The organism is Pediococcus ethanolidurans, from assembly GCF_964062635.1.
Classification (GTDB): Bacteria; Bacillota; Bacilli; order Lactobacillales; family Lactobacillaceae; genus Pediococcus; species Pediococcus ethanolidurans.
The window spans coordinates 391,274-418,268 of record NZ_OZ061250.1; the positions used below are offsets into that span (position 1 = coordinate 391,274).

Sequence of the window (26,995 nt, forward strand, 5' to 3'; positions counted from 1 at the left end):
ACGCCGAATTTATGAAATGCCTATTACCGTTTTACCTCGCACACTTTATCTTACCTTCACCAAAAAGTACTTCTTCTTTCCGCGGCGCACAATCACAAACTTTCCATCAAAATGCGATCCCGGATCAATCTGTGCCTCCACATCCTGCACCTTTTCTCCATTTATTCGAATCGCACCATTCTTCACATCTTCTCGCGCCTGTCTCCTCGATGGCTCAATCTTCGTATCATCCACCAACCACAACACAATATTTTGCTTCTCATTTTTCACTTCAACCGTCGGCATATTCTTAAATCCTTGCTCAATTTCACCAGCCGTCAAATCCTGTACCTCACCCGAAAAAAGTGCCTTAGTAATATGCTGAGCCTCAATTACCGCCTGTTTGCCGTGCACAAACTCCGTCACTTCTTCAGCCAAACGTCGTTGCGCCTCACGTTTCTCAGGTTGTGTCCGCACCTTTTCAGCCAATTCGTCAATTTCATCTTCGTCGAGGAAAGTAAAGTACTTCAAGTATTTCACCACATCACGATCATCTTGGTTAATCCAAAATTGATAAAATTCATATGGTGACGTCTTCTTTGGATCCAGCCAAACAGCTCCACCAGCCGTCTTACCAAACTTAGTTCCATCTGCTTTCAACATCAATGGAATTGTCAATGCAAATACGTCTGTATCAGAACCCTCAATTTTATGAATTAAATCAATTCCAGCTGTAATATTTCCCCACTGGTCCGCACCGCCAATTTGTAATTGGACATTTTCATGCCGATATAGATGAAGAAAATCAATTGACTGCAAAATTTGATAAGTAAATTCCGTAAACGAAATCCCTACCTCCAAACGACTGGCAACAACTTCTTTGTTCAGCATTGTATTAACATTAAACAATTTACCGTAATCACGTAGAAAATCTAATAATGATAATTTTGATAGCCAATCATAGTTATTTACAATGGTAAAATTGTCTGTTCCAAACAATTTAATCATTTGAGCAGATAAAGCATCTTCATTATGTTTAACTTGATCCATGGACTGCAAAACACGTTCCGAATTTTTACCTGATGGATCACCAATTGCACCAGTTCCCCCACCAATAACGATAACCGGATGATGTCCCTGCAACTGGAATCTCATTAGCATCATAAAGGGAATCAAATGCCCAATGTGTAAACTGTCTCCAGTTGGATCAACACCACAGTATAAACCAATCTGCTTTTTGTTAGTTAACTCCCGCAAACCTTCTTCGTCTGTAGATTGATTAACTGCACCACGCCATTTTAATTCATCAATAATATTCATAATATTTTCCTCCTCTTTTTTGGTATAAAAAAATCCCTAAAGTCAATAAAGACTCTAGGGACGAATTTTTCCGCGTTACCACCCAAGTTATTGCATCATCTGCAATCACTCAACATCGATAACGTGATGAATCGCTAATTTAGGATTAGAAGCTCAACAATTGTAATTTACAATTACCACATTCTGGTTCGCAGTCCCACCAGATCTCTGAAATGTTGAATAATCTGTTACTTCGATCGTCTCAATGCTTTTAATGTTAGTTACATATTAAGGGAGTTGATTTTGGAAGTCAAGCATCTTTTTAAAAAGCCAGTCGAATTAATGCCATACAGATAATTCCGACCACCACAATAACAATTAAACTTTTGGATATGATTGCTGCCAAAAATGTTGGAACGGTTGCTAAAAGATTATCCATGTTTACAGATGGTAAAGAACCTGCATGATGCGTAAAGATGTTTTCCATAATAAGTGCCGTCATGATAACCAGCGGAACAAAGCTTAAATATCGAATCAACCAATTAGGTAGATCAAAGTTCTTAACTAGTACAAAAGGAATTACTCGTGACAGCCACGTAACTAGCCCGCAACCAATAATTGCCCATAAAACTTTCATCGTGAGTGCCATTGTTCCACCGCCATTCCTAAGAAACAACCGATTAACGTCGTTGCAATCAATGCAACATTATCGGAAAAGAAAATTGTCAGTACATACATTAAAACGCAAACTATTCCGACCATCGTCACCTGAAAACCAAATGCTTTGCTGCGATCAGTGATCATTTGTAAATAAAGCAAACCAATAAACATGGCAACAAGTGCAAAGTCAAGTCCAAACGCCTTAGGATCACCAACCAGGTTACCCAGAATGCCACCGGCTGCGGTTGCTAGCGCCCAAGTTAAGTAAGCAACAAAATTAGCACCATGAAACCAACTTGGAGCTAAACGATGATTCGTAAAATTAAGTTTGTTCATACTCAAAGCAAAGGTTTCGTCTGTCAGTAATGTCCCAATACCAATATTTTGCAAAATGGAATCTTGACGAAAGTACTGAGCTACCGTTGTACTCATTAAAATAAACCGCGCATTAACCAAAAATACCGACAACATTACAAACGGAATGGAACTGCCAACTAATAATAAACTTACCATAATAAATTGGGCCGAACCGGCATATGTAATTAACGACATTAGTAGAATTTCTAATACGCTCAATCCACTAGTTTTACCTACAATGCCAAACGCAAGGCCTATTCCTATATAGCCAAACACAGTTGGCAACGCATGATTCCTGTGTCAAAATCTAGTTTTTCATTCACACAATTTCATCCCTTATTTTCATTTTACTTTTTCTATATTCACTTGGCGTCATTTCAAAATATTTTTTAAAAGCGCGACTAAAATAATTTGCACTTTTAAATCCGCTTCTTAATGCAATTGGTTTTATTTTCATGGTACTTTCCCGTAATAACTGTTTTCCGTGGTTTAACCGAATTTGATTAAGATACTGCATAACTGAACTACCAGTTTCAACTCGAAAAACATGTTCAAAATAAGTTTTTCCAACGTGCATTTCGTTAGCTATATCCTCAAGTGTCAGCTGCTTTTGATAATTAATTTGAAGATAGCGTTGGCTCAACGTTACCCATTCAGCGTTACTCACCACATGACCACCAGGCTGACATCGTTTGCATGCATGAAACCCTGCCTTTTCAGCTTCACTTAAATTTTCAAAGATAAAAACGTTTTTTCTCAGTGGCGTTCGTGACGAACACGCTGGTTTACATACAATTTTCGTGAACAGCATAAAAGAAATGACTATCCGCGCTACTATCATTATGAATAATTGCCTGTCATTGTGCATTAGTTGGTCTTTGAAAAGTTGTCATTATCTTTTCCTCATTAAAATCAAAATGAAAAAGCCAAATTTCGAACTTTTTATTTGTTATAATTTAAGCAAAATCACAATCTGGAGGTCACTTATGAAAACATTCTATATCGATCATGTCACTGTTGGTACTTACACTTACCTACTTGCAGTTGGTGAACATGGGCTAGCTTTTGTCAGCTCCAATGTAACCAGTGAAGATGAATTGCATCATTATTTTCCTCATGTCAAAGAATTAAAAGATACCACTAAAACTCATGATTATGCGCTAGCTTTAAAAAAATTATTAACAGGTGAAACTAAGACTTTTCCTTTACCAGTAGAACTTAATGGTACCCCGTTTCAAAAGGCGGTTTGGCAAGCACTTCAAACCATCCCTTATGGTGAAACAACGACGTACAGTGCCTTGGCCGAAAAAATTCATCGTCCAACTGCTATCCGTGCTGTTGCCAATGCAGTTGGTAGAAATCCCAACCAAATTGTAGTTCCCTGTCACCGTGTGTTGCGTAAAGATGGCTCTATTGGCGGTTACCATGGTGGTCTGCCCCTAAAACGCGAATTACTTGCACTTGAAGCTCGGGTTAAACAAAATTAACCGACTACTTTAAAAACTTCGCAAAGACAATTCATATTTTCCGTAAAAGTTTTGCCTGCTTCTGCGTATTCTTGTTTAAAGAACGGTTCATGCACACGACGCCAATACGTCAACGTCTGATCGCCTTCACCTTCATGGTAAGCATGCTCAGCAGTCATATTTTTATATGGGATAACTTCCACAACAACCGTTTGCGTGATACAAACTGGATGACCGCTACCATCCAGAATCATATTATATTCACCCACCTGGGGATAAGCCTCATCTTCTTCATATAAATCACATGCAGAAGTTGTGGCTGTTTTTATTCCTCTAAAAGTAAGATCTGCAAGTTCATTTGCCATACTAACCGTGTTGCCAAACGCCCACGCTTCGTAAGTTGCATGATGTAATTTGTGTTCTTTGACAAATGTTTGCCAATAAGTATTAATTTCAGTCGCATGTGTCATAGACTCACCTCATCAAATATTTTCACTATTATATCATTATTTAAAGTCGAATTTTTGAGAATATCTTATTTTACCAAACGTAACTGACGAATTAATTTAAACTTTGCAACGGGTGTGATACGGTTTATCTAGTCCATTTAATAAAAAGGAGATTAATTTTATGAAAACTAAATTATCACGTGGTAAATTTGAAAACTTACAAAAGTTAGCTGATGATGAAGGTACTTTAAATATTTTAGGCTTGGGCGGACAAACTACTTTTCAAAAAAGTATGCAAGCCGCTCAAATAAATGCTAAAAACAAATTTGACATTGATCAATGCATTGAGTTTAAACAAATTTTATCTGAGTACTTATCGCCTGATGTTTCGGGAATTCTGCTGGATTCTGCCTTTGGAACCAAAGCAAAACAAGCTAAATCTAAAGACACTGGTTTAATTACCGTTTATGATTTGTCCGCGAAAACGTCTGACCATTTATCCTTAAATCGCTTAGTTCACACCAAAACAAATGGTGTTAAAGTGCGTGTTAACTATAATCCCCATGCGGATGAACAGACTAATGACGAAAAGCTAGCTTGGTTAGAACGTGTAGGTGCCGAGGCCTTAGCATCCGACCTCCCTCTTTTTGTGGAACCAATCGTTTACGATGATCAAGTTTCTGACAAGGCAACTGCTGAATTTGCCAAGCTTCAACCTACTCTGGTAATTGATACCATCAAGGAGTTAACAAAAGAACGATATCATATTGACATTCTTCAAATTGAAACTCCACTAAATTTTGCGTTTGTTGAAGGCTTCACAGGTGAAACAGCAACTGCGGTTTATTCTCAACGGCAGGCTGCAAAATTACTTAAAGAAGCCAGCGATACTACTACACGACCGTTTATTTATCAAAGCGGCCATAACACCCTTGAATCTTTTCAAGTAGCAGTTAAATTTGCCGGTAAATCAGGTGCAAAGTTTGCGGGCGTTATGACAGACTACACCGCATTACAGGACAGTATTTCCGTTTATACAAAGAATGGTGAAAAGGGTCTGCAGCAATGGCTTGAAACCACAGGAAAATCAAACTTAACGAGTTTAAGTGAAATTCTTGATAATTACGCTACTCCTTGGTATGACCGGTTTGGCGGGCTTAAAAATCTCGACATTTTTGATAATCCCATAACTTTGTAAAAGTAGACAAAATAAAGATCAATTAAGTTGTTATTTTAAGCAATCGGTGTTACGATATCAGAATGATATCAATAAAGCGGTTTCATATTTAATTTTATTTCTTAGGGGAGGTAGATTTTTATGGAAATTAATGCCGATGTTTTAAAATCTCAAATTACTTTTAAACCCCAAAAAGATGGTGTCGACCCATTCCTATCTTGGTGTCATATCAAAATTGACGGCATAGAGTATCCACGGGGTGGCAAAAGTTTATTAAAAAAACGATTTTCACGACCAAAAATGCGATCAAAAACCACTGTTGCGTATGACAAAGACAAAATTGATATCATAATTGAAGATAATTTATACAAAAGTTATCCGATTAACCAGTTACGGTCACTGACAGTGCTCATCATGCGTGGCTTCGCTGTTTATTATCCAGGACGAGTTTCTAACAACACCATAACTATTTTAGAATTCCCAGACACCCAGTATTATTTTGATACACCTACACCGTTACCGGCAGCTATTTTACTATCATCTTCTATTTTTGATCACACTGTCGTAAATGACCCAATGAATCTCAAAAAATTCGGTAGTGTTCAAAGTCTGCAAGATATGAATGATCAAATTGCGCGCGTTGGTTACGAAAATTTAGTCAAGGATTCATCTTTAGCGTGGCTAGCGACCACATTTAATCCTGAAGAAGAACCCTATCAGCTCATGTCAAATTGACAAACGTACATTTAAAGCTTATCTTGGAAGAACTTAGTAAGGTTTCCAAGGGAGGTTTTGATCATCAGAGAACAGCACTTACACGTAGCCAAGCCTAAGTATGGTTCACGCGCATTCTCAACGTTTATGTACTTTATCTTTGTGCTGGCTACAATCTGTTTATTTACAGTCTTCAATAAAAGTTTCGGTCAAATTGTTGCCACGAGCGATCCCGTAGTCGAACAAATTGTAGAAGTTGTTAATGAAAAGGTTCCTCAGTACAATGGTTATACCATTCAGATTACGGCTGCTACCATCAAACCGGATCTCAAAACTGCCGTTGGTCAAGCGTACGATAATAAACCAATTAAAGTTAATCCAACTCGTTTTCAGAACAGTGTCAAACAACAACTCGTCAATGATGGTGTTTCTACCTTGGTAATCAATTCTTCTATTGGTGCTTCAATCGAAACAAAATTAACTAATGAATATCAAAATGCCTTTCAAAATAAATATCTGTTAGAATTTCGTGATCAGTTACCCACGTATAAAATGATTACCTATTTAGTTATGCTAGTGACGTTTGTCATTGGAACTCTCTTTCGAATCAGATATCATCGTTCAAAGTATTAAAAAGAGACTGGAAAACTCCCAGTCTCTTTTTTTGTATTCGAACTTTATAGTTGAAATTGGGGAAAAAGGCTGTGTTCGAAGTCCAAACACCTTTTTCCCACTCTCTTCCTTTACCACTGTTTAATAACTGATCAATTGTGATAAGAACGCCATTCTGATCATGATCTGGCGCTACATTGTCAGCAATTTTTTTAATTGCTTGAGGAGCATTTGCCATTGCAAATCCTTGGCCTGCTTCTTTTAACATTTCAACATCATTTCCACCATCACCAAAAGTTACGACATCTATCATTGGAATATTAAGATAATTGGCCACTCGTTTAATCGCATTAGCCTTATGGGTATGCGGAATAATTAAATCAATATCCCCATGACCAGATGATACCGGCAATAACTCACCAGCTAATTCGTTGGCGAGTAGCGTCAAAATCTTTTCTGTTTGATTATCTGGACACGACATACCAATTTTTAAAACTGTATCATCAATTGCATCCCAGTCCGAAACGCCTTGTAGCTTATAGTAGTATCTAGCTGTCATCTCTGAAAATGATTTCGGTGCAGAATTCAGTACATAGGCACTTTTCACGGCACTCACAACCGGATAAACCTCGTCCAAACTGTTCAGATACGTAATCGCATGGTGATATACTTCCGGATCCATTTTGGCAGAGTACATCACCGTTTCATCAGGTTGCTTAACTAAAGCCCCATTGTCCGAAAAAAACCAAATTGAGTCTGCCGTATGCGGGAAAAATGCACGCAGTTGAGAATCCTGATTTCCACTTGCCACTACGAAAGTAACATCTTTAGCCCGCATTTCTGGATATAATTTTAAAAAGTACTTTCGATCGAAATCCTGATGACTATTTAAAAAAGTGCCATCCATATCAACTGCTATTAATCTTTTTGTCATAAATATGCTCCTATGCTTTTCTATATTAATTTAATCATATCAAAAAAACGCTTACAAAACAAAGCAAGCGTTTTTCCCTAAAAATTAGATTAGTTATTGTGCAATCGCATTTTTGACGGCTTGAATATACTTTTTGGCAATAACAACCCGGCCATTAAAATCTGTTATGTGCATCAAACTTTTGCGATCTTCATTGCAAACAGTATCCATATCTAATTCAATTAAATAAGTATTTTCATATTCTTTAATGGCTCTTCCGTTAAAGCCATTTTTTATCATCGGGCAGTGATCACACAAAACTTCAAATCTTTGATAGCGACATTCTTCATCTTTCATTGTTAGCCTCCTGTATAATTCTTATCGTTAAGATAAGGTATACTTTAAATTAAAAATATGAATTATGTTTGACTATTCCTTAAATTAAGGATGAAGTTATAGTTATAATAACAAAAAATCGTTGTAAGCTATTGCCAAAAAAATGATCATTGTATAAAACATCATTGATTATTGGTGAGTCTCGCTAATGATCTTCCGTAACTAACACAAAAGACTCAACGATTCAAAAATCGAATCATTGGGTCTTCTTGTTAATTTTTTATAGTTGAAACGTGCTACACAAGGCAGCTTTTTCCGCTTAGCTACGATAACTAAACGATTCCTAACCCGAATCATTCAGTTATCTAGGCTAATGCTCAAAAGCTATTCGCCTTGTGTAGCACTCTTTCTTTATTTCGCCACCGGCAACAACACCGTAAAGATTGTTCCACCACCTGGATTATCCGTCACCTTAATCTTTCCCTTATGCGCACGAACAATCCACTCCGCAATCGACAATCCCAATCCGTTACCACCTGTCTGCTTATTACCCGACTTCTCTTCTCGATAAAATCGCTTGAAAACCGACTTCTTATTCTTATCTCTAATTCCAATTCCCGTATCGCAAATCTGAATTTTTAGATTTCGATTCTCAATATTGCTATTTACCGTAATCGTTGCCCCTTTAGGCGTGTACTTAATTGCATTATCCAACAAAATAACAATTAACTGATGCACCCGTTTTGCATCCACCAAAACTGGCTTATTCACATCAATGGCTGTTACCAGTTTTTTGTCTTCGCTCTTAATCAAATCTTTATACGGTTCCAAAATCTCACTCATAAAACTTGAAAAGTCTACCGGTGCCTTATCCAACGTAATAACATTAGAATTGGCACGCGCCAGTGTCAGCATGTCGCTCGTCAATCCGTTTAATCGACGAATCTCCGACAACGACATAATAATGGCCCCAACCTGATTCTTAATCGTATCATTCGGTTTTGTCATCAAACCTTCTAGCTTATTTTGAATAATAGTTAGCGGCGTACGAATCTCATGTGCCGCACTATCCACAAATTCCTCTTGCTGTTTCCACGCTTTTAAAACCGGCTTCATATTGATTCGTGAAATAATATAACTAATGATAAACACAATCAAACCAAACACGATCAAAGATGCCAGCAAGAGATTTTTAAATCGGTTAATACTTTGAATTTCTGGTGTAATATTTTTTAAAACCAGTGCATATTTAGGCTGTTGACTCTTTTTCAACGTCTTACCCTGACGGTTTACCATCATTTGCGAGTTTACCTTCAAATAAACACCACGCATAGTTACGCTGCCAAGTTCAATGTTATAGATCTTATTTAATTCTGATTTATTAACTTTAATTTTAGCGACCGTACTCGACATATTACTTAAATTTTGAGAATTAACAATTTTTCCTTTAGCATTATAATAAATTGTGATTGTTTGAAAATCAGGCGGCCCCATCATGTTTGTGCTATTCGCTGACATGGTTGCCCGTCGACTCAACGTATTATCAATACTCGTATACGTGTTGCGCTGATAAAATACAAAAAGGATCGTTCCCAAAATTGAAAACACAATTAAAAAACTGAAAAACTCAAGGAGAAATAACTTAATTTGTTGCTTTCGATTTACAATTTTATCCATTAATTCACTTCCAAAAGAAACCCTACATTACGTAAAGTTTGAATCAATTTGGGACGACCTGCCTTTTCTAGTTTACGTCGAAGATTACTAATATAAATGTTCACCACGTTGATCGTTGTATCGGAGTCCATTCCCCAAATGCGATCAAAAATCTGTTCACGCGACACAATAATATTTTTATTCTGCGCTAAATAGGCCAAAATTTCATATTCTTTACCTACCAATTTAAGTGGCTCTCCATCAACCGTAACCTGCCGATTTTCCGTATTTAGCCACATCTTATCATCAACCATCAAGCGCTTATCGTCTTGATACACGCCACTTCGTTTGAGCAATGCCTTAACACGCACAATCAATTCCTCACGATGAAACGGCTTCGTCAAATAATCATCAGCTCCAGTGTCAAAACCAGTAATTTTATCTTCCAAACTATCCTTGGCTGTCAAAACCAACACTGGCGTTTCGATCTTTTCCTTACGAATATTCTTGATAATTTCTAGGCCATTCATTAACGGCAACATCAGATCAACAATGAACAGATCATAGGGCTCCTCAGTTGCCAAGTATTCGCCCTCTTCACCATCAAACGCCTGCTTGACTGAACCAATATCAACCAAAAAGTCACGTACACTGTCTGAAAGCTGATGATCATCTTCAATTAATAAAATTTTTACAATGTTTGTCATCCTGCATCCCTAATTTCTTTTTTTATTTCATTACCATTTTAACCTATAAAATGAGGTTAAGACAAAGAATAATATTGTCCTAACCCCATTTTCAACTTTTTGGTATTACGCAACAACAAATTCTCGATCTTCTAAACTAATTTTGACATCACCTTGATCCGCAATTTTAGGGTCATGGGTTACGATAATAACGGTTTTGTGGTGCTCATGTGCCAAATCTTGAAACAGTTTGATAATCATCGCAGAATTCTCACCATCTAAATTTCCAGTGGGTTCATCAGCAATTACAATGTTTGCATCCACTAACATCGCACGGATAATGGCCACCCGTTGTTGTTGTCCCCCTGAGAGCTTTTGCACATTCTTTTTAGCATCAGCTTCCTCAATTCCAACACTTTTCAGAGAATCCAGCACATATTGTTTTTCACCTTTGTGTCCGGAATCAGTTACTGATAAAGCTGTCAAAATATTATCTAAAGCTGACATATAAGTCAACAAATTATATTGTTGGAACACAATAGCTACTTTATGTTTACGATAATTTGTTGCCCCGATTTTTTTAATGTTTTTACCATCTAAGAAAATATCACCTTTTTGTGGTTTGTCCAAACCTGCTATAAAAGATAAGAAAGTTGTTTTTCCAGATCCTGAGGCCCCAACAATCGTATAAACTTTATCTGAATCAAAGCTCAAATCCACATTTTCATAAAGCGGTTTGTCTGCTTGTCCATACCAATGGGTTAGATTTTTTACTGTTAACATTCACTCAACTCCTTGTTTATTTGACCTTTAGTGTTTATTCACCTATTAGGATATCCTTCGGTCTCAACCTCAAAATACTAATGGCAGCAACGCAAACAGTTAGAGCAATAATAACTAAGCCCATACCACCCAATTTAATTACCGAACTTGGACTAATACTTGTGTTCAACGTCTTCAATGCTTTTTTATTTGCCGCACTCGTTGTGGTTTTTGATGTCATTGCGCTACCACGCATACCACCACCGTTTTGACTGGATCCAGGTGCACCACCGCCACCACCAGGTCCACCGTTGGCTCCTGATGTCGATGACACTGACGTTGTTTCCTGTTGGGCTAATAATTGATTTCCTACCTTATTACCTACAAAGTTTCCTAGGAGAAGCGCAATAACCATTGCACCAATCAAAATGACAAACAGTTCAGAGAAAAGCTGCCCAATAATTCTCAGTTTTGATTCACCTAGTGAAACTAAAACACCAATTTCTCTTTGTCGTGTGCGGACTGACAGAATAATGATCAATCCCAAAATGATGGTTCCAGCAATTGCTACCAACCAGACAATTTTCTTTGCAAACGACTGAACATTCTTCATTGGTTGTAATAATTGTTGATAACTTTCATCGTTTGAACTTACGCTAAATGAACTGCTGTTAATAATGCTCTTAATTTTTTTAGTTGTTGTTTTTTCTTTAGCTGAATTTGAGAGTGTATAGGTTACTGTACTTGACTTGCCCTCTGTACCCGTAATTGTTGCTGGTAACGTATAACTGGTATAAATCGTGTTACTTGGATCACTTCCAGGCATACCACTAAAACTTGTTGACTTAGCTTTATAAATACCAACAACTTTTAACTTGATCTTCTTTTTACCCGAAGTCGTCATTTTAACTGTGATTGTATCGCCAACTTTAATACTGTTAGAGCTTGCCAATTCTTTTTCAATTACGACATTCTTAGTATTGGCATCACTTGACGTAATATTACGTCCCGAAACAATTTTGTCTTCTTTAGAGATGAATGATGAAGTCAACTTTGTGCTTGAAACACCATCAATTGTAATGTTTCCGGTTGAGGCACCAGAGCCACCTTTCATCATACCGCCGCCTTGTGAACCAGTTGACGTTGAAACGGTATCAAATGAACTTGCGTTAACTGAGGCTGTGTTCGTAATATTATAGTAAGCAACTGTGCTTAAACTACCTGCCTCTTTAATCTTTGTATTGGAAACCGTAGGCGTTGTGATCGTCTTCGTTTTAGACTTCGATGAACTTGAACGCATTTTTGAAAACATTTTATTTCGATTAGCGGAAACACTAATTGTGGTTCCTGCCGATTTTGTCACACTGTTTGTCGCAGAAACTGCAGCATTTTGAATAATAATTCCTGATAATACAAAAACCAAAATTGCTGACATAATCAACAATAATAACAAGCTTTGACCTTTTTTATGGGTCAAATAAAGCATTGAACGTTTTAAATAATTCATTCTTTCATCTCCTTGAATTGATAATTCTATCTTACGCAAATTAGGTTAAACGAAGATTAAGGATTCTCATAGGAAGAAATATTTTTTGCTCGGCAAAAAATAATCAAAAAAAAGATCAAATCACATTCGCGGTATGATTTGATCTTTGAGCTAATTAGATAGCTTTCAATGATGTAAGTTAATTTTTACAGGGGAGTTGAACATATGGAAAATATCCATCTTCTTCCAACTTGGGAAGGTTAGAAAAAAATCACTTCTTTCTTAATGAATAAATTCATCTTAAAACCTAAACTTTAAATCAAGATTAAAAGACAAAATAATTTAAATTCTTTTTTAGAACCAAAGAAAAAGATCGAATCACATTCGCGGTATGATTCGATCTTTAAGCTAATTAGATAGCTTTCAATGATGTAAGTTAATTTTTACAGGGGAGTTGAACATATGGAAAATATCCATCTTCTTCCAAAACTTGGAAGGTTTTGAAAAAATCACTTCTTTCTTAATGAATAAATTCATCTTAATTGCCAAACTTTAAATCAAGATTAAAAAGCAAAACTTTTTTCAAAAAATATTTAAGGGCCCAAAACTATATTTTATGTAATCTAAAGGTTGAAAGTATCAAAATCACTTCAATAACTGCTGTTAAACGACTTAGACTCCAAAAAATAGTTTAACTGCCGTCCTGCGGCTCGCACCCCGTTCCAGCCCAAATTTGCTGGAAGACGGCATTTAAATCTAATTTTGTTACTATAAACATTTTTGTGTCAGGCAATTAGATACATTTTTGTGCTTTCAACCTTTAGATTTAATCTATTTATCTGACCGTATTCCTATATGCTACAATTGAATGAAATATTAAATTCGGCTAATGAGCTGAGTAGGTGAAGTTTATCATGAATAAAAAATGGCTATTTTGGGGACGAATTCTTGGCTTTAGTCTAATTATCTTTTTTGTCTACATCCTATTTAAACAACTGGATGACTATACCGGTTACTCGGCTGATGATTATTTGTATCATTTCTTTTTTCAAGGTGAATGGCCCACCAAACATCTGCGTGGTATTCATAACCTCTTAGACCTAATTCAATCAATTCAAATTCACACACGAATTAATAATGGCCGTTTTGTTGCTCATACTGGTGTGCAATTATTTATGCAGTTTCCAAAGTCTGTTTATAACATTGCTAACAGCATCGTCTATATACTGGTTGGCCTGTTAATTAACGTTCATGTCTTTGGAAAATTCAAAAATTTTCGCGTCAGTTACCTAGCTTTGACTTTTGCTTTAATGTGGGTATGTTTACCGGATTTTGGCACCTCAATCTTGTGGCTATCAGGTGGCTTCAATTATCTGTGGGTCGCTTTAGTTTATTTAACTTTTCTACTACCTTATCGTTTCAATTATCACGCCAAGCATCCGCGCCTGATGTTTATTGGTATGCTGGTTCTTGGCTTTTTGGCTGGTGGAACTAACGAAAACACGGCCCCACTGACGTTGTTTGTCGCCTTTGCCTTTACTGTTTTCGATTGGAAAAATAGTCAACTTGCCTGGAAATGGGCTGGTGGTATTGCAGGGGCAGAAAGTTTTAGTATTTTGGTCATCTCCGGATTAAATCAAGTCGCTGTTCGCGGAGATCAATATGATATTGCTAGTTTAATTACTGACACCTTTAAATATTCTGGAACTTTAATTTTAATTCTGGTTCTATTAGCCGTTTATCTGTATGGGCAACATCATGCTTATGATCACACCCTTAACTGGCACGATCAACGAAATTACCTAGCTGGTGTCCTTTATGGAATTGGCGGTTTTTTAGGAATCGTGGCGTTGATCGTCTCACCTCAGATTCTAAGTCGTGTATTTTTTGGTCCCAATATTTACTTTATTATTGCGCTTTTAAATTTATTGTCCGATCACGCCAAACTGAGACAGTCATTTTGGTTACCACGTTTACTACCAATTATTGCAACTATAATTATCGGCTTTATCAGTATTCCAATTTATGACAACGCTGTGAAATCTAATTATACTTCGTTTACCTACTGGAAGGCCGGCGATACAATTGCCCGCTATAATCACAAACATGGCATTATGCACGCTAAAGTTCCGGGTATGCCACCGGTTACTGACGATCACAATATGTATCTCTCTTCAACTTATGTCAGCCCTGGAAATCCTAACAAACAGTGGTTTAACGTTTGGATGGCACGTTATTACGGTCTAAAGTCGATTACCGTTGACAACACAATTACACCAGCTAAAGTCAAGATTAATCGACAAAGTATAACTTGGAAAACTTATCAATGGTTAACTCGTTTTCACAGTCAAGTTTTAAAGATTGGGCATGCCGTACCTGTGCATGCAGCAACCACTATGAAGACAGCCTATCTACGTTATATTGATGAAACGGGCAAACAAGTTGGAACCGAACCGATTAGTGGTTATGTGGGAAGTACTTTTGACATCAGTCATGCCTCAGTGAATGGTTACACTACTCTTGCTAAAAATCCACAAAGCTATACTTTCACAACTGCTGCTAATCAAACCATCACAATTAAAGTAAAACGAGCTGCAAAACAAACTCATGCAAAATTAATTTATCGTATTAAAAAGAACAATAAGATTGTTGGTACTGAATCAATTAGCGGCAAGGCTGGCCAAACAATTAATATCAGCAAAGCCTCAATTGCCGGTTATACAACGGAGAAGGGAGCTCCTAATTCATACAGATTTACCAATCGAACCACTTCAAAGATAACTATCTGGGTAAAACCTAGTTTACAAGGCGTCACCATCAACTATTTACAAAAACAAAAATTAGTTAAACAGGTTTTCGTTCAAGTTAAAACCGGAGCTGATTTTAAACTAGCTGCCCCGCTTGGCTATCGCATGAAAAGTGATCAACCCACAACAGTAGTCATGCCAGTTGCTGGTATCCAAACCTTAAAAATTCAAGTTTACAAGCGATCACTTTGGCAGCGGCTGATCCTTAACCCTACATCACGGTGGTTGATTATCGGCGGCATACTTTTTGTTATTTGGGACTCACTTATTGCCTATTATCAAAATAAAAAGCAAAATAACTAGGATGATTTTTTATATGCAATTAGTAATTAATTGGCTTAAAACAGACACAAAAAAACCGAATCACATTCGCGGTATGATTCGGTCTCTAAGCTAATTGAATAGCTTTTGATGTAAGTTAATATTCACAGGGGAGTTGAACATATGAAAAATCTCATCTTCATCTTGAAATGCTCTTTCTTAATGAATATATTTATAATAAAGTCTCAACCTTAAACCAAGATTAAAACAACAATTTTTTTAAAATAAAATTTGAGCAGTCTGCTTTACTTATTTATAGTAAGCTCGTATTATACTTACTGTAACTAAGAAAACAAAACTTTGAAAGATGGTGAAATCTAATGAAAATTAATATTAAAGATCAAGCGGAAACTTACTTGGCAAGCAAAATTTCAGCTGGTAAACACGTATTTTTAGCATTGGATGATGGTTCCAGTAAATTTTCAAAACTTGGTGGCTCATGTGCAATTGGAAATAAATTTCAATTAGTTGTGGCTGATCAGGAAGATCCAGAATATTCTGTCACATTAGAAAATAACGCCGGGTTTACAATGACGACCGCTGAACCAGAAACCACATTTCTTGGTAATGGCTTAGCACTTGATTATAAGAACGCTTCGTTACGGTTAACTGATGATAGCGGTGTTCTTGACGGAGCTGTTACTGTAGATACCTATCAAGCACCTACTAAAGACAAACAAGCTATGAAGGCTGAAATGTCTGAATTGGGTGGCAAGATTTGTTAATAATTTAAAATTCCGATATAAAAGGATGGCAAATCACTGATTGCCATCCTTTTTGTTTCATTCTATTATCCAAATATCACTTCAAAGCTTCATAGCTCCCCATATGTTTGTTGAAAGTCCACAACGGCCCCTCTTAAATTCGCCATGTCCGTATACTTGCAAGCCACTACATCTGGTTTAATTGAAGCAATTTTAACTTGTTTTCTGATTTCTTCAATATTTTGTTCAATATTTGGAATTAAATCAGGGTTGTTTGAAACTGCACCACCAATGACAATTTTTTCAGGATCAAAACTGTACTGTAAATTATAGATTCCTTTTGCAAGTGCCCAATACATTTTGTTCACTTCAGCTTGAGCAATAGCATCCCCAGACTTAGCTAGATCAAACACTTCTTTACCAGTTTTTTGCGCATTTGTTTTTTTATTATATCTTTCGGCAACTCTCACCGAGGTTCCCAACTCACTTAAAATATGTTTGTCATCAGATAAAGTGAATCCAAACTCGCCACCAAATAAATGAGCACCATGCCAAATTTTATGATTAATAATAACAGAACCGCCGACTCCAGTACCAATCACCAAAAATAACAAACTGTCTGCACCCACGCCGGCACCATCTACCAGCTCGGCCAGGGCAGCACAATTGGCATCGTTTTCCATGCTAATCTTCAAATCAAATCTTTTTTCCAGTTCAGGTTGAATCTTAAAATTATGAATGTACGGTAAGGCACTTGCGCCTTCGATCACACCCGTTTTTTTATTTACTGCACCAGGAGAACTGATGCCAACTCCTGAAATTTCAAATTGGGTTTTCATTTTTGTAACTTCAGCTGTTAAAATCTCATAAAATTCAGATAATGTCTTTGGCGTTTTTCGAAAATTGTGACCCACTAAACGTTGCCCATCCCAAACTGCAAATTTGATTGTGGTTCCGCCAATATCAATCAATCCAATGTTACTCATTTTCAATCACTTCTGTCTTTATATTTTAATTTATGAAATCGGATACATTTTCATTATACAATTAAAAAAGGATGATTTCTCATCGAAATCATCCTCTGGCAACTATTAATTTTCGTCGTTATATTTTGAAGCTCGGCTTTGATATGTGCCCTTTTGAGTATTGATATCGAGAACTTCGCCTTCCTTAATGAAATCTGGTACAGTGACAACCAAACCAGTTTCCATGGTTGCTGATTTACCAGATCCTGCAACAGTTGCGCCCTTAATTGATGGTTCAGTTTGAGCGACTTTTAACTGTACGGTATTTGGCAATGTTATCCCGATCACTTCTGAATTAAAGTAATCGATTTTAACATTCATATTTTCCAACATATACTTCATTTCATTTTGAATAGTAGCTGTTGGAATTTCATATTGCTCATAGGTTTCCATATCCATAAATACAGCAACATCGCCTTGGGTATAAAGATATTGAGCATCTTTTGTATCAACAATAGCCTGTTCAACCTTTTCTTCAGGACGCATTGTCTTTTCAACAGTTGAACCTGAACGCAGGTCGTATAACTTCATCCGCATCACAGTATTACCCTTACCTGGCTTATGATGTTCTGCAGCCAATACTTTAATTAATTTACCGTTTTGTTCAAATGTCATTCCTGCTTTAAGATTTATTGCTTCAATCATGTGTTTTCTCCTTGTACGTTACTTGAATTTAACTACTTATAACCTCATTTATTGATCGCGCAGGTCCAGGACTCATATAGCCGACTCCCCTTCGTTTTAGTATTTATATCTAGTTTAACACTAAAAGCTCCAAAACAAAGGTTTGCTTAATGAAGAAACCGTTCAAAACTTTTTATTTTTCTTAATTATACGTTGAATTGTATCCACCAACAAAATACAATTAAGCTAATTAATAATTGCATTTAACATATATGATTAATCAATCTAAAACTTTTGGAGGACTGTTATGGCAAAAATTGATGACTTAACTTTAATGCTACTGTACCTGACTTCTTGGACAGAAAACGATCAAGTTTCTACTGACCGTCGTTCTTGGAAGGGCTACGATTTTGCCAGCTTGAATAAATTAACAGACAAAGAATTTTTATATGCATCAAGCCAACCAAGCCATGTGAGCCGCAGGACGGGTAGTTTAATCTAATCTTGTTACCAAGAACACATTTATATCAGGCAACGAGATGTATTTTGAACTTTCAGCCTTTAGTTAGTAACTAAAAAGTATGATCAACCTTCAATTAATAAAAGGCTTGATCATACTTTTTTACTTTAAAATTCTTTAGCAGCCTTTTCAGCTTCTTTAGCAATTATTTCTCGATTAGCCGCCATATCATCAGCATCGCGATGTGAATTACCCTCACAATAAATGCCTTGATAATCCTTGATACCTACCTGATCAAGTAACGTCTTTAAATAACTATCTCCCATATCAAGTGTTGCCATAAAAGCATTATTCGTGTGATGATAAGTTCCGCCTGACGACTGAACATGAATAGCCTTTTTGTCATGCAACGTGCCTTCTGGGCCATGTTCACCCTCCACCCACGTTTTAGTGGAAACAATGACCAAATCCAAATACATCTTTAATCGGTTTGGCAAAAACAAATTGTACATTGGACTAATAAAAACATACTTGTCCGCTTGAATAAATTGTTCCTGCAATTGTTGCTGTCGACTCAACAAAATTTGTTCATTATTGGAAAGCTCCTGGTAAGTTACGCCATTTGTTAACTTTTTCCAACTATCCAGATTACTGCTGTCAATCTCCGGGACCCCTTCAGCATACAAATCATGTACTAAAATTTGATCCTGTGGATGCGTTTGTTGATAAGTTTCAATAAAGCGATCGCCAATGGTCAGCGCATTTGAAACAGCTTCAGTTTTTGGATGAGCTTTAATCACCAAAACGGTACTCATTTCATCATCTCCATTAATTTATTTACGCTTTTACAATAACACAAAACATTCTAACACCTAGTAAAAAAGTACTTTTAGACAAAATTAGTCACTCCAATTTTTACGTTGAAGTGACTAATTATCTATAACTTTTGCTTATTATGATGACCAAATTGACGGACATGTTCTTGCGCAATTGCCACAATTGTTTTGGCGGTTAAAGCCATTGCTTCAGTCGTCACAAACTCATACGGGCCATGAAAATTATCGCCGCCGTTAAACAAATTTGGCGTTGGAATCCCTTTAGCCGTAATTGCATTACCATCCGTTCCGCCACGAAATGGTTGAATGTCCGGTTTCAAACCAATACTTCGATAAGCATCTAACGCTAAATTAACAATGTAAGGATTTTTGCGAATTTCATCACCAATATTTTGATACTGCTCCGTTAATTTTAACGTAACACGCGGTTCCTTGAAACGTTCATTAATTTTGTTCACAATTGCCTTAAGCAACGTTTCTTTTTGGTGAAAACGCGGTGTGTCAAAATCGCGAATAATTAGATTTAAACTGGCATGTGCCACGGTTCCGCAGAAGTGATTGACTAAAATAAAACCATCATGATTGCGACTTTTTTCAGGAACTTCATCTTTGGGTAATGAACTAACAATTTCATTTGCAATGGTTACCGCATTAACCATCAACCCATAAGCATCACCAGGATGGACTGCCGTTCCTTCCACTTCAATCGAAGCCTCAGAAGCATTAAAAGTTTCATATTCCAACTGCCCGGGTTGTCCATTATCTAGCGTGTACGCGAAATTCGTACCAAAGTTCTTAGCATCAAATCGTTTAGCACCGCGGCCAATCTCTTCATCAGGACCAAAGGCAACACGAATCGGGCCATGTTCTACAGTTGGGTTTTGAAGCAAGTAAGCCAGTGCGCCAAATAACGCAGCCACTCCCGCTTTATCATCGGCTCCCAACAAAGTTGTCCCATCAGTAGTAATCAAACATTGTCCCACAAACTTTTTTAGGTTTGGAAATTCACTAACTTTTAAGACAATATGTTTAGCTTCATTTAAAACAATGTCTTGACCATCATAATCGGGATGAATTTGTGGTTTCACATAATCGGCCGAAAAGTCTGCAGTATCTAAGTGTGCAATGAAACCAAGTGCCGTGATTGGTTTGTCTGAGTTACTAGGTAAAGTCGCTGTCACATAGCCATTGCTTTCATCAAACTTCACTTCATCAACGCCTAGTTGTTTCAAATCTGCTGCGACTTGTTTGGCTAGTTCAACTTGTCCTGGCGTCGTCGGAACCGTTTGACTACGATCGTTGGAACGCGTATTTATCTTCGCATAATTTACAAATAATTTTTCGATATAATCTTGATTAATTTCACTCATTGTTTTCATCTATTACTTTGTAATATAAGCCGTTTTCCAGTCATAAGGTACGCCCGCAGGATTGTAAACAACACTCTTAACGTTTGAGCGCAATAACTGTGATTTAGCAACTTGATAGAGTGGGATGGTACCTTGATCGTTCATTAAGACTTTTTCCGCAGCCACTAATTTTGCCCAGCGTTTCTCAGGTTGATTACCATAGTCGTTTTCTGACTCATCTAAGAGTTTGTCAAATGTCTTACTCTTATATCCTGACGTATTGTAGCTAGATCCGGATTCATAAACATCTAAGAAATTGATTGGATCAGCAAAAACTGATTGCCAAGTCTGAATGGTTGCCTCATATTCTTTTTCGTTTTGTTTAGAAATAAGTTGAACAAAAGGAATTGTTGAAATTGCAACCTTTACATTTGGTAAACGATCTAATTCCGTCTGTAGAAATTCAGCCGTTTGTTTGCTGCTATCCGTGTCAGAGGTTAAAAGTGTAATGTGAATATTTTTAACTCCAGTTTGTTGATACCCCGTCTTCAACAATTGTTTTGCTTTAGTTAGATTTGAACTGACTGCTGATTTCACATAGGCTTCTCTATCAAAGGATTCACCAGTCTTGGGATTGTTACCCATTCCAGCAGGTACAAAACCTTTAAGCGGTTCAGAACCGTCTTGTAAGACGTCATTTGTTAATTGTTTGCGATTAATAGCTAGTGAAAAAGCTCGACGTACATTTACGTTTTTAAAAGCCTTTACCTTGTTTTGATTTAACTCTAAGCGAGCAGTTGCAGTTGATAGCCGTTTTACAAAGTTCGCATTATTTTTATTATTCTTGACTTGTTGACCACTTAAAAGTGTTTCATCGGTTTGCTTAGAATTAAACAGGTTATAACTTGTAGTCGTACTTTCTGTAACAAGCTCGTTAATTTTTGTTAGATGAACAGCCTTTTTATCCCAATAGTTATTGTTTTTAGTCAAAGTCCATTTTTTACTTTGACCATTCCAATTAGTTAGTTTGTAAGGACCGTCAGAAACTGTGTATTTTGCTTGCGTGCCAAACCTTTTACCGTATTGATTAACTACCTTTTGATTCAGAGGATAGAATAATGGCCAAGCCAGTAACTTTTTGAAGTAGGAAACTGGTTTTGTTAAAGTCACAGTTAGTTTGTACTTCCCATTAGCCTTGATTCCTAAAGCGTTGACTGACTTTTTACCATTATTAATGGCCTCAGCATTTTTTACTTGAAAGAAATAAAAAGCATCTTGAGACGCCGTTTTCGGATTAACGGTTCGTTGCCATGAATAAACAAAATCTTGTGCCGTTACGGCATCTCCATTAGACCATTTTGCTCCTTTTCGTAAGGTGAATGTATATGTTTTACCACCATTAGAAACTTTAGTTTTAGTTGCTAATGCACCCTGAGGCGTTCCCTTACTATTCAAACGATAAAGTCCTTCTTGCGTATTCATTAAAGTATTAAAACTCAATGTATCTGTTGCTTGTGATAAATCTGCAGTTGCTAATTCAGAGCTTTCTGTCCAATTTAAGACCTGTTTTTTAGCCAGTTGTGTGCTACCATCAGACTTAGCTTGTGTACCACAGCCACTCAGAATTAATAATCCTAAACCAATAATAATTGCCTTTGTTTTTCCCTTCAAAACAACCATCTCCCCTAAAAAATAAAATTAACAAAATAAAAAAATCGCCCCTCATTTCTGAAGGACGATTTTCGTGTGACCACCTTAATTTATGAAGTACTCACATACTTCACCTCAATAACTTCTGCTACCAAAAGTTTGAGGTGTTAACGGACCTCATAACGAATTAACAGCTTTCACTATTAATTTACTCCAAGTTCATCTTCACACAACGTTTTGATCCGTGTTTTCACCAACTCACGGTCTCTATAATCATACTAATTATGCTACTCTTCTTATCACTGTATCTCAGACTATTTCTCTAACTCGTTTTTAATCATATCACTGAATTTTGTGTTGTCAATGAGAATTAAATGATGATCATCTCATTGTGTATAGACCAATATTCAATCATCAAACATTAAAATGCCTTGTAGACAGAAATTGTCTCGCCTAATTTTTCTATTCCAAAAACATAAAATTTTTTATTTTCAGAAAAAACAAGTCAATTCTATAATGTCAATTTTAATTTTTCGAGTTATTTTCGTTTTAATATCATTTTTTTGCAAAAAAAAAAAAAACACCCACAAGGTGAGTGTCATTCAGTGCTTGTTACTGGACTTGAACCAGCGACCTCCGCTTTACTAGAGCGATGCTCTACCAACTGAGCTAAACAAGCATGTTATATTGGTAAAAAGTCAAAAAGACTCCTTAACTAGTATACCGAATTATGACAAAGAATCAAATATTTTTTTATTTTTAGCTACAAATTATTCCTTTGAATCAGAAATAGCCGTTTTTAATTACGTCCACTATTACACATTTCGAACCGGGTGAGTATACAGTTAAATTAATTTTGTTACAACTAAACTTTTTACTCATAGATATTTGTGTGTTGGTTCATCACAACACCACTTAATGCCAACAATGTTGCAAAAATTGCTGCAGCCAACAAAACAATTGTCCATGAATGAACCAAATTATTTAGGTAACCGAATAAAACAGGACCCACAGCTGCCAACAAGTACCCAGCTGATTGTGCCATTCCAGACAGATCGGCCGTTTCAAAACCATTCGTCGTTTTAGTTGTAAAGAACACCACCGCTAAATTAAATGAGGCCCCCGCACCAAAACCCATCAGTAAATTCATCAAAGTGGCCCAGAAAACTGCATGAATGGGTAATGTCAACCCCAGTGTTCCACCAACAAAGCCAACAAACGTAACTGCCACCATGCTCGCCACACCATGTTTCTTTAGTGCCAAAGTTGGTACCAAATACGCAAAAGGTAAACCTACCAGTTGCAATAAAGTTGCCATATTATTTGCTTGAACACTTGAATAGCCCTGGCTAATTAATAGACTTGGCATCCAAGTTAAAAGTGAATAATAAACTAAGGCTTGAAGGCCAAAAAACGCCGCAGCTACCCATCCTAGCGGTAACTTCCAAACACTTTTATGTAAGAATTGCTTATTTTCGGCAGGGGTGGTCACTGCTTTTTCACGCACATTATATTTTAAGTTTGGCACCCATGTAACTAAATTAATTAGACTAATAACAGAAAGAAGACCCATCACAATTGCCAATGGATACTTTTTAATTAAAATGCCAGTAATGCCAGTTCCCAGCGCACCAACAAATAACATTGACAAGGTATATTCACTCGTAGCTACCGAAATTTTACTAAAAAAATTATCTTTAATCACTGCTGGAATTAAAACATTTCCAGCATCAATTCCAACACCAACCAATAATGTTCCTACTAATAAAGCAGCACTACTTGGAATTACCCGTAAATAGCTTCCGATTGCCAAAATGATTAAGAAAGCATAAATGACGTGCTCATTACCAAAGTGGCGCGCCAATTTGGCGATGATTGGCGACATCACAGCAAATGTTAGCAACGGAATGGTCGTTAACATACCCGCCAAAGAATTTGGCAAATTGAAATTTTGTTTAAAACTTTGAATTAATGATGGCATTATCGTAATGGGTAAACGCATATTAGCGGCAACCAACATCATACTAATGGTTAAAAATCGACTATGTTTCTGCATCGTATCACTTTCTCCTTGTATTAGTTCGGTATGCATCGAACTAAAATATTAAAACAACCAAAGCATTACAGTGTTTCTAGAAATCCGGGTAAGTATGTTTGAAACGTTTCAACATTGATTGATAAATATTTTTCCTGCGCAATTTTTCTAGTATTGGTCAGACCTATTAATCGTAATGCTTTAAAATGATAAGACACAGTAGACTTGCTAATATTTAATTCCTTGCCAACCTCTCCACAAGTCATTTCTCTTTGTGCCTGATAAAGGACACGAATAATTTTTAATCGATTAGGTTCCGCCAGTGCTTTAAATATTTGGGCAATTTTTTGATCTCGTTGTTCGATATTCATGAAACTAACGGTAAACCTAATTGAATAAAAGTGCAAATCATAAATTGAAAAATATTTTAGATATATTCATCATCCATTTTCATGTAAACCAATTTCGCGATATCACAAATAAATGCCCACACATATGAGATCATGTAACATGACCACTTGCTTTTTCATTTTCTGTAACCTAGACTAATAAATGAAATTATTTGTAACTTTCATTCTATTTTTCAGGAGGTTTTCATAATGAAAACATATTTTCAAAGGTTAGGTCGTTCACTTCAGCTACCCGTAGCTGTTTTGCCAGCGGCAGCACTTCTTGTTGGTGTCGGCTTCTGGTGGGCTTCAGCAAATAATGGTTTTATTGCACGATTTTTACAAGCTGGCGGAAATGCCATCTTGAATCAATTACCATTGCTCTTTGCCGTTGGTACCGCTCTTGGTATGGCAAAAGATAAAGATGGCTCAGCTGCTTTAGCTGGTTTGGTCGCCTTTGAAGTCCCGACCAATGTTTTAAAATCTAGTTCAGTCGCAACCTTGCTTGGAACTAAGGTTGCTTCAGTTGATCCTGCCTTTGGCGCAATCAGCAACGTTTTCATCGGCATCATGTCAGGTTTAATTGCAGCTGCTTTATATAATCGATTCCACGAAACGAAGTTGCCAATGGCGCTTTCGTTCTTTAGTGGTAAACGTTTAGTTCCCATTTTGGCCGCTTTAGTTATGCTCATCATCAGTGCCGTGTTACTCGTCGTTTGGCCACCCTTATATAACGCCTTGGTCCTTTTCGGAAAATTTGTGGTTGGCTTAGGACCACTTGGCGCAGGAATTTACGGCTTTTTCAACCGTTTACTGATTCCAACCGGACTTCATCAAGCTTTGAACTCCGTTTTTCTGTTTAATGTTGCTGGCATCAATGATATTGGTAAATTTTTAGCACATGAGGGTCCTAAGGGAGTTACTGGTATGTATCAAGCTGGTTTCTTCCCTGTCATGATGTTTGGTTTACCAGCTGGCGCCTATGCCATTTATCGAAACGCTCGACCTGAACGAAAACAAGAGGTTGGTTCCTTAATGTTGGCTGGTGCTTTCGCATCCTTTTTCACCGGTGTTACTGAACCACTTGAATTTTCATTTATGTTCGTTGCTTGGCCTTTATATGTGATCCATGCTTTTTTCATGGGACTTTCAATGGCATTTGCCGCCTTCATGCACTGGACTGCTGGTTTTTCATTTAGTGCTGGTCTAATTGATTACGTGTTAAGTTTGAAAAATCCCATTGCCAATCATCCTTTAATGCTAATTCCCCAAGGATTAGTTATGGCAGCCATCTATTACTTTGGATTTAATTTTGCCATTCAAAAATTCAACTTAATGACCCCCGGAAGAGAGCCATTAGCAGAAACTGACGGTGGTACTGCATCAACAAGCATCAAGACTGATGAGAAGGATGACAAATACACCGTTCAAGCCAAAAAAATTTACGTCGCCTTAGGTGGTGCAGAAAATCTGACCGCCGTAGATAATTGTACGACTCGCTTACGTTTGCAATTAAAGGACACCGATAAAATTGACGAGATTGCTATAAAGAAAAGCGGTGCCGTTGGTTTAAATAAATTAGATAAAATAAATCTTCATATTATCATTGGAACCGAAGTTCAATTTGTTGCTGATGCATTAAGCAAACTATTTAACGAAAAAACACCACTTTCAGAACTTGAAGGTTCACTCACTACCAACACAGCTTCAAAAGCTACCGATACTTCGATAAAATCAGCCGTTTTGAACGAATTCTACAGTGTAGCGGATGGTAAATATATGAACATTGAAGATGTCAATGATCAAACCTTTTCACAAAAAATGTTAGGTGATGGCTTTGCTATTGAACCCACAACGGGAACCATCACTTCACCTGTAGACGGTACAGTAACCACAGTTTTTCCAACTAAACACGCGATCGGTTTCACAACCGATTCTGGTTTGGAAGTTCTCTTACACATGGGAATTGATACGGTTGAACTAAAAGGTAAACCTTTTGATGTAAAGGTGAGCGATGGTGAACGTGTTAAACATGGCGATTTGGTTGCTCAAGTTGACTTACAAGCCATCAAAGCTGCTGGTAAACAAACACCCATGATGGTAATTATCACCAACATGGATGCCGTTTCACTGCTGAAATTTAAAGTTATGAATAATCAGGTTTCTTCTACAACTAAAATTTTGGAGGCCACAACCAAATAGTAAATTAAAGATTTATGTCCAACAACTAAGTATAATTTTGA

25 protein-coding genes, 1 tRNA gene, 1 pseudogene and 1 other annotated feature are annotated in these 26,995 nt (G+C 36.9%); of the genes and pseudogenes, 8 read left to right on the plus strand and 19 right to left on the minus strand.

Going from position 1 to position 26,995, the window contains the following annotated elements:
• Positions 1–45 precede the first annotated feature (45 nt).
• From tyrS to AB3219_RS01925, 4 genes and pseudogenes are all read right to left on the minus strand, one after another.
• Positions 46–1,299: a tyrosine--tRNA ligase gene (gene tyrS / locus AB3219_RS01910; protein WP_367369254.1), complete on the minus strand. Its 1,254-nt coding sequence runs from the start codon at positions 1,297–1,299 to the stop codon at positions 46–48.
• Positions 1,300–1,352: 53 nt separating this feature from the next.
• Positions 1,353–1,553, minus strand: a binding site (T-box leader).
• 47 nt (positions 1,554–1,600) lie between these two features.
• The gene (locus AB3219_RS01915) at positions 1,601–1,915 is read right to left on the minus strand and encodes an AzlD domain-containing protein (protein ID WP_367369255.1); all 315 of its coding nucleotides are present in this window, start codon (positions 1,913–1,915) and stop codon (positions 1,601–1,603) included.
• A pseudogene (locus tag AB3219_RS01920) lies at positions 1,912–2,618 on the minus strand (AzlC family ABC transporter permease). Before AB3219_RS01920 ends, AB3219_RS01915 begins: the two are co-directional and overlap by 4 nt.
• Positions 2,615–3,106, minus strand: coding sequence for a helix-turn-helix domain-containing protein (locus tag AB3219_RS01925; RefSeq protein ID WP_216753248.1), 492 nt, complete (start codon positions 3,104–3,106; stop codon positions 2,615–2,617). The pseudogene AB3219_RS01920 and the gene AB3219_RS01925 overlap by 4 nt, the downstream one beginning before the upstream one ends.
• Before the next feature lie 175 nt (positions 3,107–3,281).
• Between AB3219_RS01925 and AB3219_RS01930 the strand changes: the two genes are divergently transcribed.
• Positions 3,282–3,782 carry a methylated-DNA--[protein]-cysteine S-methyltransferase gene (locus AB3219_RS01930; protein WP_216753249.1) on the plus strand — a complete coding sequence of 167 codons (501 nt, stop codon included), beginning with the start codon at positions 3,282–3,284 and terminating at the stop codon, positions 3,780–3,782.
• On the opposite strand, the gene AB3219_RS01935 is transcribed toward AB3219_RS01930, so the two are convergent.
• Positions 3,779–4,231, minus strand: a complete 453-nt coding sequence (locus AB3219_RS01935; RefSeq protein ID WP_216753250.1) for an ASCH domain-containing protein — start codon at positions 4,229–4,231, stop codon at positions 3,779–3,781. The genes AB3219_RS01930 and AB3219_RS01935 overlap by 4 nt on opposite strands.
• Positions 4,232–4,391: 160 nt before the next feature.
• Here AB3219_RS01935 and AB3219_RS01940 point away from each other — a divergent pair, with 160 nt between their 5' ends.
• The 3 genes from AB3219_RS01940 (at position 4,392) to AB3219_RS01950 (ending at position 6,734) form a co-directional block, all read left to right on the plus strand.
• Positions 4,392–5,408 (plus strand): tagatose 1,6-diphosphate aldolase, encoded by a 1,017-nt coding sequence (locus AB3219_RS01940; RefSeq protein WP_216763051.1) that lies wholly within the window; start codon positions 4,392–4,394, stop codon positions 5,406–5,408.
• Positions 5,409–5,528: 120 nt separating this feature from the next.
• Complete coding sequence (locus AB3219_RS01945; protein ID WP_216763052.1) at positions 5,529–6,122, plus strand: hypothetical protein; 594 nt, start codon at positions 5,529–5,531, stop codon at positions 6,120–6,122.
• 57 nt (positions 6,123–6,179) lie between these two features.
• Complete coding sequence (locus AB3219_RS01950; RefSeq protein ID WP_216753254.1) at positions 6,180–6,734, plus strand: hypothetical protein; 555 nt, start codon at positions 6,180–6,182, stop codon at positions 6,732–6,734.
• Here AB3219_RS01950 and AB3219_RS01955 read toward each other — a convergent pair.
• The 6 genes from AB3219_RS01955 to AB3219_RS01980 all read right to left on the minus strand — a co-directional run bounded on the left by AB3219_RS01955 (position 6,709) and on the right by AB3219_RS01980 (position 12,573).
• Positions 6,709–7,647 carry a Cof-type HAD-IIB family hydrolase gene (locus tag AB3219_RS01955; protein WP_367369256.1) on the minus strand — a complete coding sequence of 313 codons (939 nt, stop codon included), beginning with the start codon at positions 7,645–7,647 and terminating at the stop codon, positions 6,709–6,711. The two genes, AB3219_RS01950 and AB3219_RS01955, sit on opposite strands and share 26 nt — an antisense overlap.
• 93 nt (positions 7,648–7,740) lie before the next feature.
• A complete protein-coding gene (locus tag AB3219_RS01960; protein WP_216753256.1) occupies positions 7,741–7,983 on the minus strand; it encodes a hypothetical protein in 243 nt (80 codons plus the stop codon).
• Between the two features lie 390 nt (positions 7,984–8,373).
• Complete coding sequence (locus AB3219_RS01965) at positions 8,374–9,639, minus strand: cell wall metabolism sensor histidine kinase WalK (RefSeq protein ID WP_216753257.1); 1,266 nt, start codon at positions 9,637–9,639, stop codon at positions 8,374–8,376.
• Positions 9,639–10,325, minus strand: a complete 687-nt coding sequence (locus tag AB3219_RS01970) for a response regulator transcription factor (protein ID WP_367369257.1) — start codon at positions 10,323–10,325, stop codon at positions 9,639–9,641. The genes AB3219_RS01965 and AB3219_RS01970 overlap by 1 nt, the downstream gene beginning before the upstream one ends.
• A gap of 105 nt (positions 10,326–10,430) precedes the next feature.
• The gene (locus tag AB3219_RS01975; RefSeq protein ID WP_057808025.1) at positions 10,431–11,087 is read right to left on the minus strand and encodes an ABC transporter ATP-binding protein; all 657 of its coding nucleotides are present in this window, start codon (positions 11,085–11,087) and stop codon (positions 10,431–10,433) included.
• 34 nt (positions 11,088–11,121) lie between these two features.
• Positions 11,122–12,573, minus strand: a complete 1,452-nt coding sequence (locus AB3219_RS01980; protein WP_367369258.1) for an ABC transporter permease — start codon at positions 12,571–12,573, stop codon at positions 11,122–11,124.
• A gap of 893 nt (positions 12,574–13,466) precedes the next feature.
• Between AB3219_RS01980 and AB3219_RS01985 the strand changes: the two genes are divergently transcribed.
• Complete coding sequence (locus tag AB3219_RS01985; RefSeq protein ID WP_367369259.1) at positions 13,467–15,662, plus strand: DUF6056 family protein; 2,196 nt, start codon at positions 13,467–13,469, stop codon at positions 15,660–15,662.
• A gap of 338 nt (positions 15,663–16,000) precedes the next feature.
• Positions 16,001–16,405: an iron-sulfur cluster biosynthesis family protein gene (locus tag AB3219_RS01990; RefSeq protein WP_216753261.1), complete on the plus strand. Its 405-nt coding sequence runs from the start codon at positions 16,001–16,003 to the stop codon at positions 16,403–16,405.
• 89 nt (positions 16,406–16,494) lie between these two features.
• Here the strand turns inward: AB3219_RS01990 and AB3219_RS01995 are convergent, their stop codons facing one another.
• Both AB3219_RS01995 and efp read right to left on the minus strand, forming a co-directional pair.
• Positions 16,495–17,370 (minus strand): ROK family protein, encoded by an 876-nt coding sequence (locus tag AB3219_RS01995; protein ID WP_216753262.1) that lies wholly within the window; start codon positions 17,368–17,370, stop codon positions 16,495–16,497.
• A 105-nt stretch (positions 17,371–17,475) separates the two neighbouring features.
• Positions 17,476–18,054 carry an elongation factor P gene (efp, locus tag AB3219_RS02000; protein WP_216753263.1) on the minus strand — a complete coding sequence of 193 codons (579 nt, stop codon included), beginning with the start codon at positions 18,052–18,054 and terminating at the stop codon, positions 17,476–17,478.
• 286 nt (positions 18,055–18,340) lie between these two features.
• Between efp and AB3219_RS02005 the strand changes: the two genes are divergently transcribed.
• On the plus strand, positions 18,341–18,535 hold the full coding sequence (locus tag AB3219_RS02005; protein ID WP_216753264.1) for a hypothetical protein: 195 nt from the start codon (positions 18,341–18,343) through the stop codon (positions 18,533–18,535).
• 125 nt (positions 18,536–18,660) lie between these two features.
• Here the strand turns inward: AB3219_RS02005 and AB3219_RS02010 are convergent, their stop codons facing one another.
• The 6 genes from AB3219_RS02010 to AB3219_RS02035 form a co-directional block, all read right to left on the minus strand.
• Positions 18,661–19,308, minus strand: a complete 648-nt coding sequence (locus AB3219_RS02010) for an NAD(P)H-dependent oxidoreductase (RefSeq protein ID WP_216753265.1) — start codon at positions 19,306–19,308, stop codon at positions 18,661–18,663.
• A gap of 122 nt (positions 19,309–19,430) precedes the next feature.
• Positions 19,431–20,708 carry a peptidase T gene (gene pepT, locus AB3219_RS02015; RefSeq protein WP_216763194.1) on the minus strand — a complete coding sequence of 426 codons (1,278 nt, stop codon included), beginning with the start codon at positions 20,706–20,708 and terminating at the stop codon, positions 19,431–19,433.
• Positions 20,709–20,711: 3 nt separating this feature from the next.
• On the minus strand, positions 20,712–22,349 hold the full coding sequence (locus AB3219_RS02020; RefSeq protein ID WP_253953655.1) for a peptide ABC transporter substrate-binding protein: 1,638 nt from the start codon (positions 22,347–22,349) through the stop codon (positions 20,712–20,714).
• A 585-nt stretch (positions 22,350–22,934) separates the two neighbouring features.
• Positions 22,935–23,007, minus strand: a tRNA-Thr gene (locus tag AB3219_RS02025).
• Between the two features lie 195 nt (positions 23,008–23,202).
• Positions 23,203–24,384 carry an MFS transporter gene (locus tag AB3219_RS02030; protein ID WP_263749779.1) on the minus strand — a complete coding sequence of 394 codons (1,182 nt, stop codon included), beginning with the start codon at positions 24,382–24,384 and terminating at the stop codon, positions 23,203–23,205.
• 65 nt (positions 24,385–24,449) lie between these two features.
• Positions 24,450–24,734: a helix-turn-helix transcriptional regulator gene (locus AB3219_RS02035; RefSeq protein ID WP_057807397.1), complete on the minus strand. Its 285-nt coding sequence runs from the start codon at positions 24,732–24,734 to the stop codon at positions 24,450–24,452.
• Between the two features lie 228 nt (positions 24,735–24,962).
• Here AB3219_RS02035 and nagE point away from each other — a divergent pair, with 228 nt between their 5' ends.
• Complete coding sequence (nagE, locus tag AB3219_RS02040; RefSeq protein WP_216753270.1) at positions 24,963–26,954, plus strand: N-acetylglucosamine-specific PTS transporter subunit IIBC; 1,992 nt, start codon at positions 24,963–24,965, stop codon at positions 26,952–26,954.
• The last annotated feature ends 41 nt before the right edge of the window (positions 26,955–26,995 follow it).

What these genes read in the sequence shown, in the direction of transcription:
- tyrS (WP_367369254.1), bottom strand. Translation starts at nt 1,299, where the DNA reads ATGAATATTATTGATGAATTAAAATGGCGTGGTGCAGTTAATCAATCT.
- AB3219_RS01915 (WP_367369255.1), bottom strand. Translation starts at nt 1,915, where the DNA reads ATGAAAGTTTTATGGGCAATTATTGGTTGCGGGCTAGTTACGTGGCTG.
- AB3219_RS01925 (WP_216753248.1), bottom strand. Translation starts at nt 3,106, where the DNA reads ATGCTGTTCACGAAAATTGTATGTAAACCAGCGTGTTCGTCACGAACG.
- AB3219_RS01930 (WP_216753249.1), top strand. Translation starts at nt 3,282, where the DNA reads ATGAAAACATTCTATATCGATCATGTCACTGTTGGTACTTACACTTAC.
- AB3219_RS01935 (WP_216753250.1), bottom strand. Translation starts at nt 4,231, where the DNA reads ATGACACATGCGACTGAAATTAATACTTATTGGCAAACATTTGTCAAA.
- AB3219_RS01940 (WP_216763051.1), top strand. Translation starts at nt 4,392, where the DNA reads ATGAAAACTAAATTATCACGTGGTAAATTTGAAAACTTACAAAAGTTA.
- AB3219_RS01945 (WP_216763052.1), top strand. Translation starts at nt 5,529, where the DNA reads ATGGAAATTAATGCCGATGTTTTAAAATCTCAAATTACTTTTAAACCC.
- AB3219_RS01955 (WP_367369256.1), bottom strand. Translation starts at nt 7,647, where the DNA reads ATGACAAAAAGATTAATAGCAGTTGATATGGATGGCACTTTTTTAAAT.
- AB3219_RS01960 (WP_216753256.1), bottom strand. Translation starts at nt 7,983, where the DNA reads ATGAAAGATGAAGAATGTCGCTATCAAAGATTTGAAGTTTTGTGTGAT.
- AB3219_RS01965 (WP_216753257.1), bottom strand. Translation starts at nt 9,639, where the DNA reads ATGGATAAAATTGTAAATCGAAAGCAACAAATTAAGTTATTTCTCCTT.
- AB3219_RS01970 (WP_367369257.1), bottom strand. Translation starts at nt 10,325, where the DNA reads ATGACAAACATTGTAAAAATTTTATTAATTGAAGATGATCATCAGCTT.
- AB3219_RS01975 (WP_057808025.1), bottom strand. Translation starts at nt 11,087, where the DNA reads ATGTTAACAGTAAAAAATCTAACCCATTGGTATGGACAAGCAGACAAA.
- AB3219_RS01980 (WP_367369258.1), bottom strand. Translation starts at nt 12,573, where the DNA reads ATGAATTATTTAAAACGTTCAATGCTTTATTTGACCCATAAAAAAGGT.
- AB3219_RS01985 (WP_367369259.1), top strand. Translation starts at nt 13,467, where the DNA reads ATGAATAAAAAATGGCTATTTTGGGGACGAATTCTTGGCTTTAGTCTA.
- AB3219_RS01990 (WP_216753261.1), top strand. Translation starts at nt 16,001, where the DNA reads ATGAAAATTAATATTAAAGATCAAGCGGAAACTTACTTGGCAAGCAAA.
- AB3219_RS01995 (WP_216753262.1), bottom strand. Translation starts at nt 17,370, where the DNA reads ATGAGTAACATTGGATTGATTGATATTGGCGGAACCACAATCAAATTT.
- efp (WP_216753263.1), bottom strand. Translation starts at nt 18,054, where the DNA reads ATGATTGAAGCAATAAATCTTAAAGCAGGAATGACATTTGAACAAAAC.
- AB3219_RS02005 (WP_216753264.1), top strand. Translation starts at nt 18,341, where the DNA reads ATGGCAAAAATTGATGACTTAACTTTAATGCTACTGTACCTGACTTCT.
- AB3219_RS02010 (WP_216753265.1), bottom strand. Translation starts at nt 19,308, where the DNA reads ATGAGTACCGTTTTGGTGATTAAAGCTCATCCAAAAACTGAAGCTGTT.
- pepT (WP_216763194.1), bottom strand. Translation starts at nt 20,708, where the DNA reads ATGAAAACAATGAGTGAAATTAATCAAGATTATATCGAAAAATTATTT.
- AB3219_RS02030 (WP_263749779.1), bottom strand. Translation starts at nt 24,384, where the DNA reads ATGCAGAAACATAGTCGATTTTTAACCATTAGTATGATGTTGGTTGCC.
- AB3219_RS02035 (WP_057807397.1), bottom strand. Translation starts at nt 24,734, where the DNA reads ATGAATATCGAACAACGAGATCAAAAAATTGCCCAAATATTTAAAGCA.
- nagE (WP_216753270.1), top strand. Translation starts at nt 24,963, where the DNA reads ATGAAAACATATTTTCAAAGGTTAGGTCGTTCACTTCAGCTACCCGTA.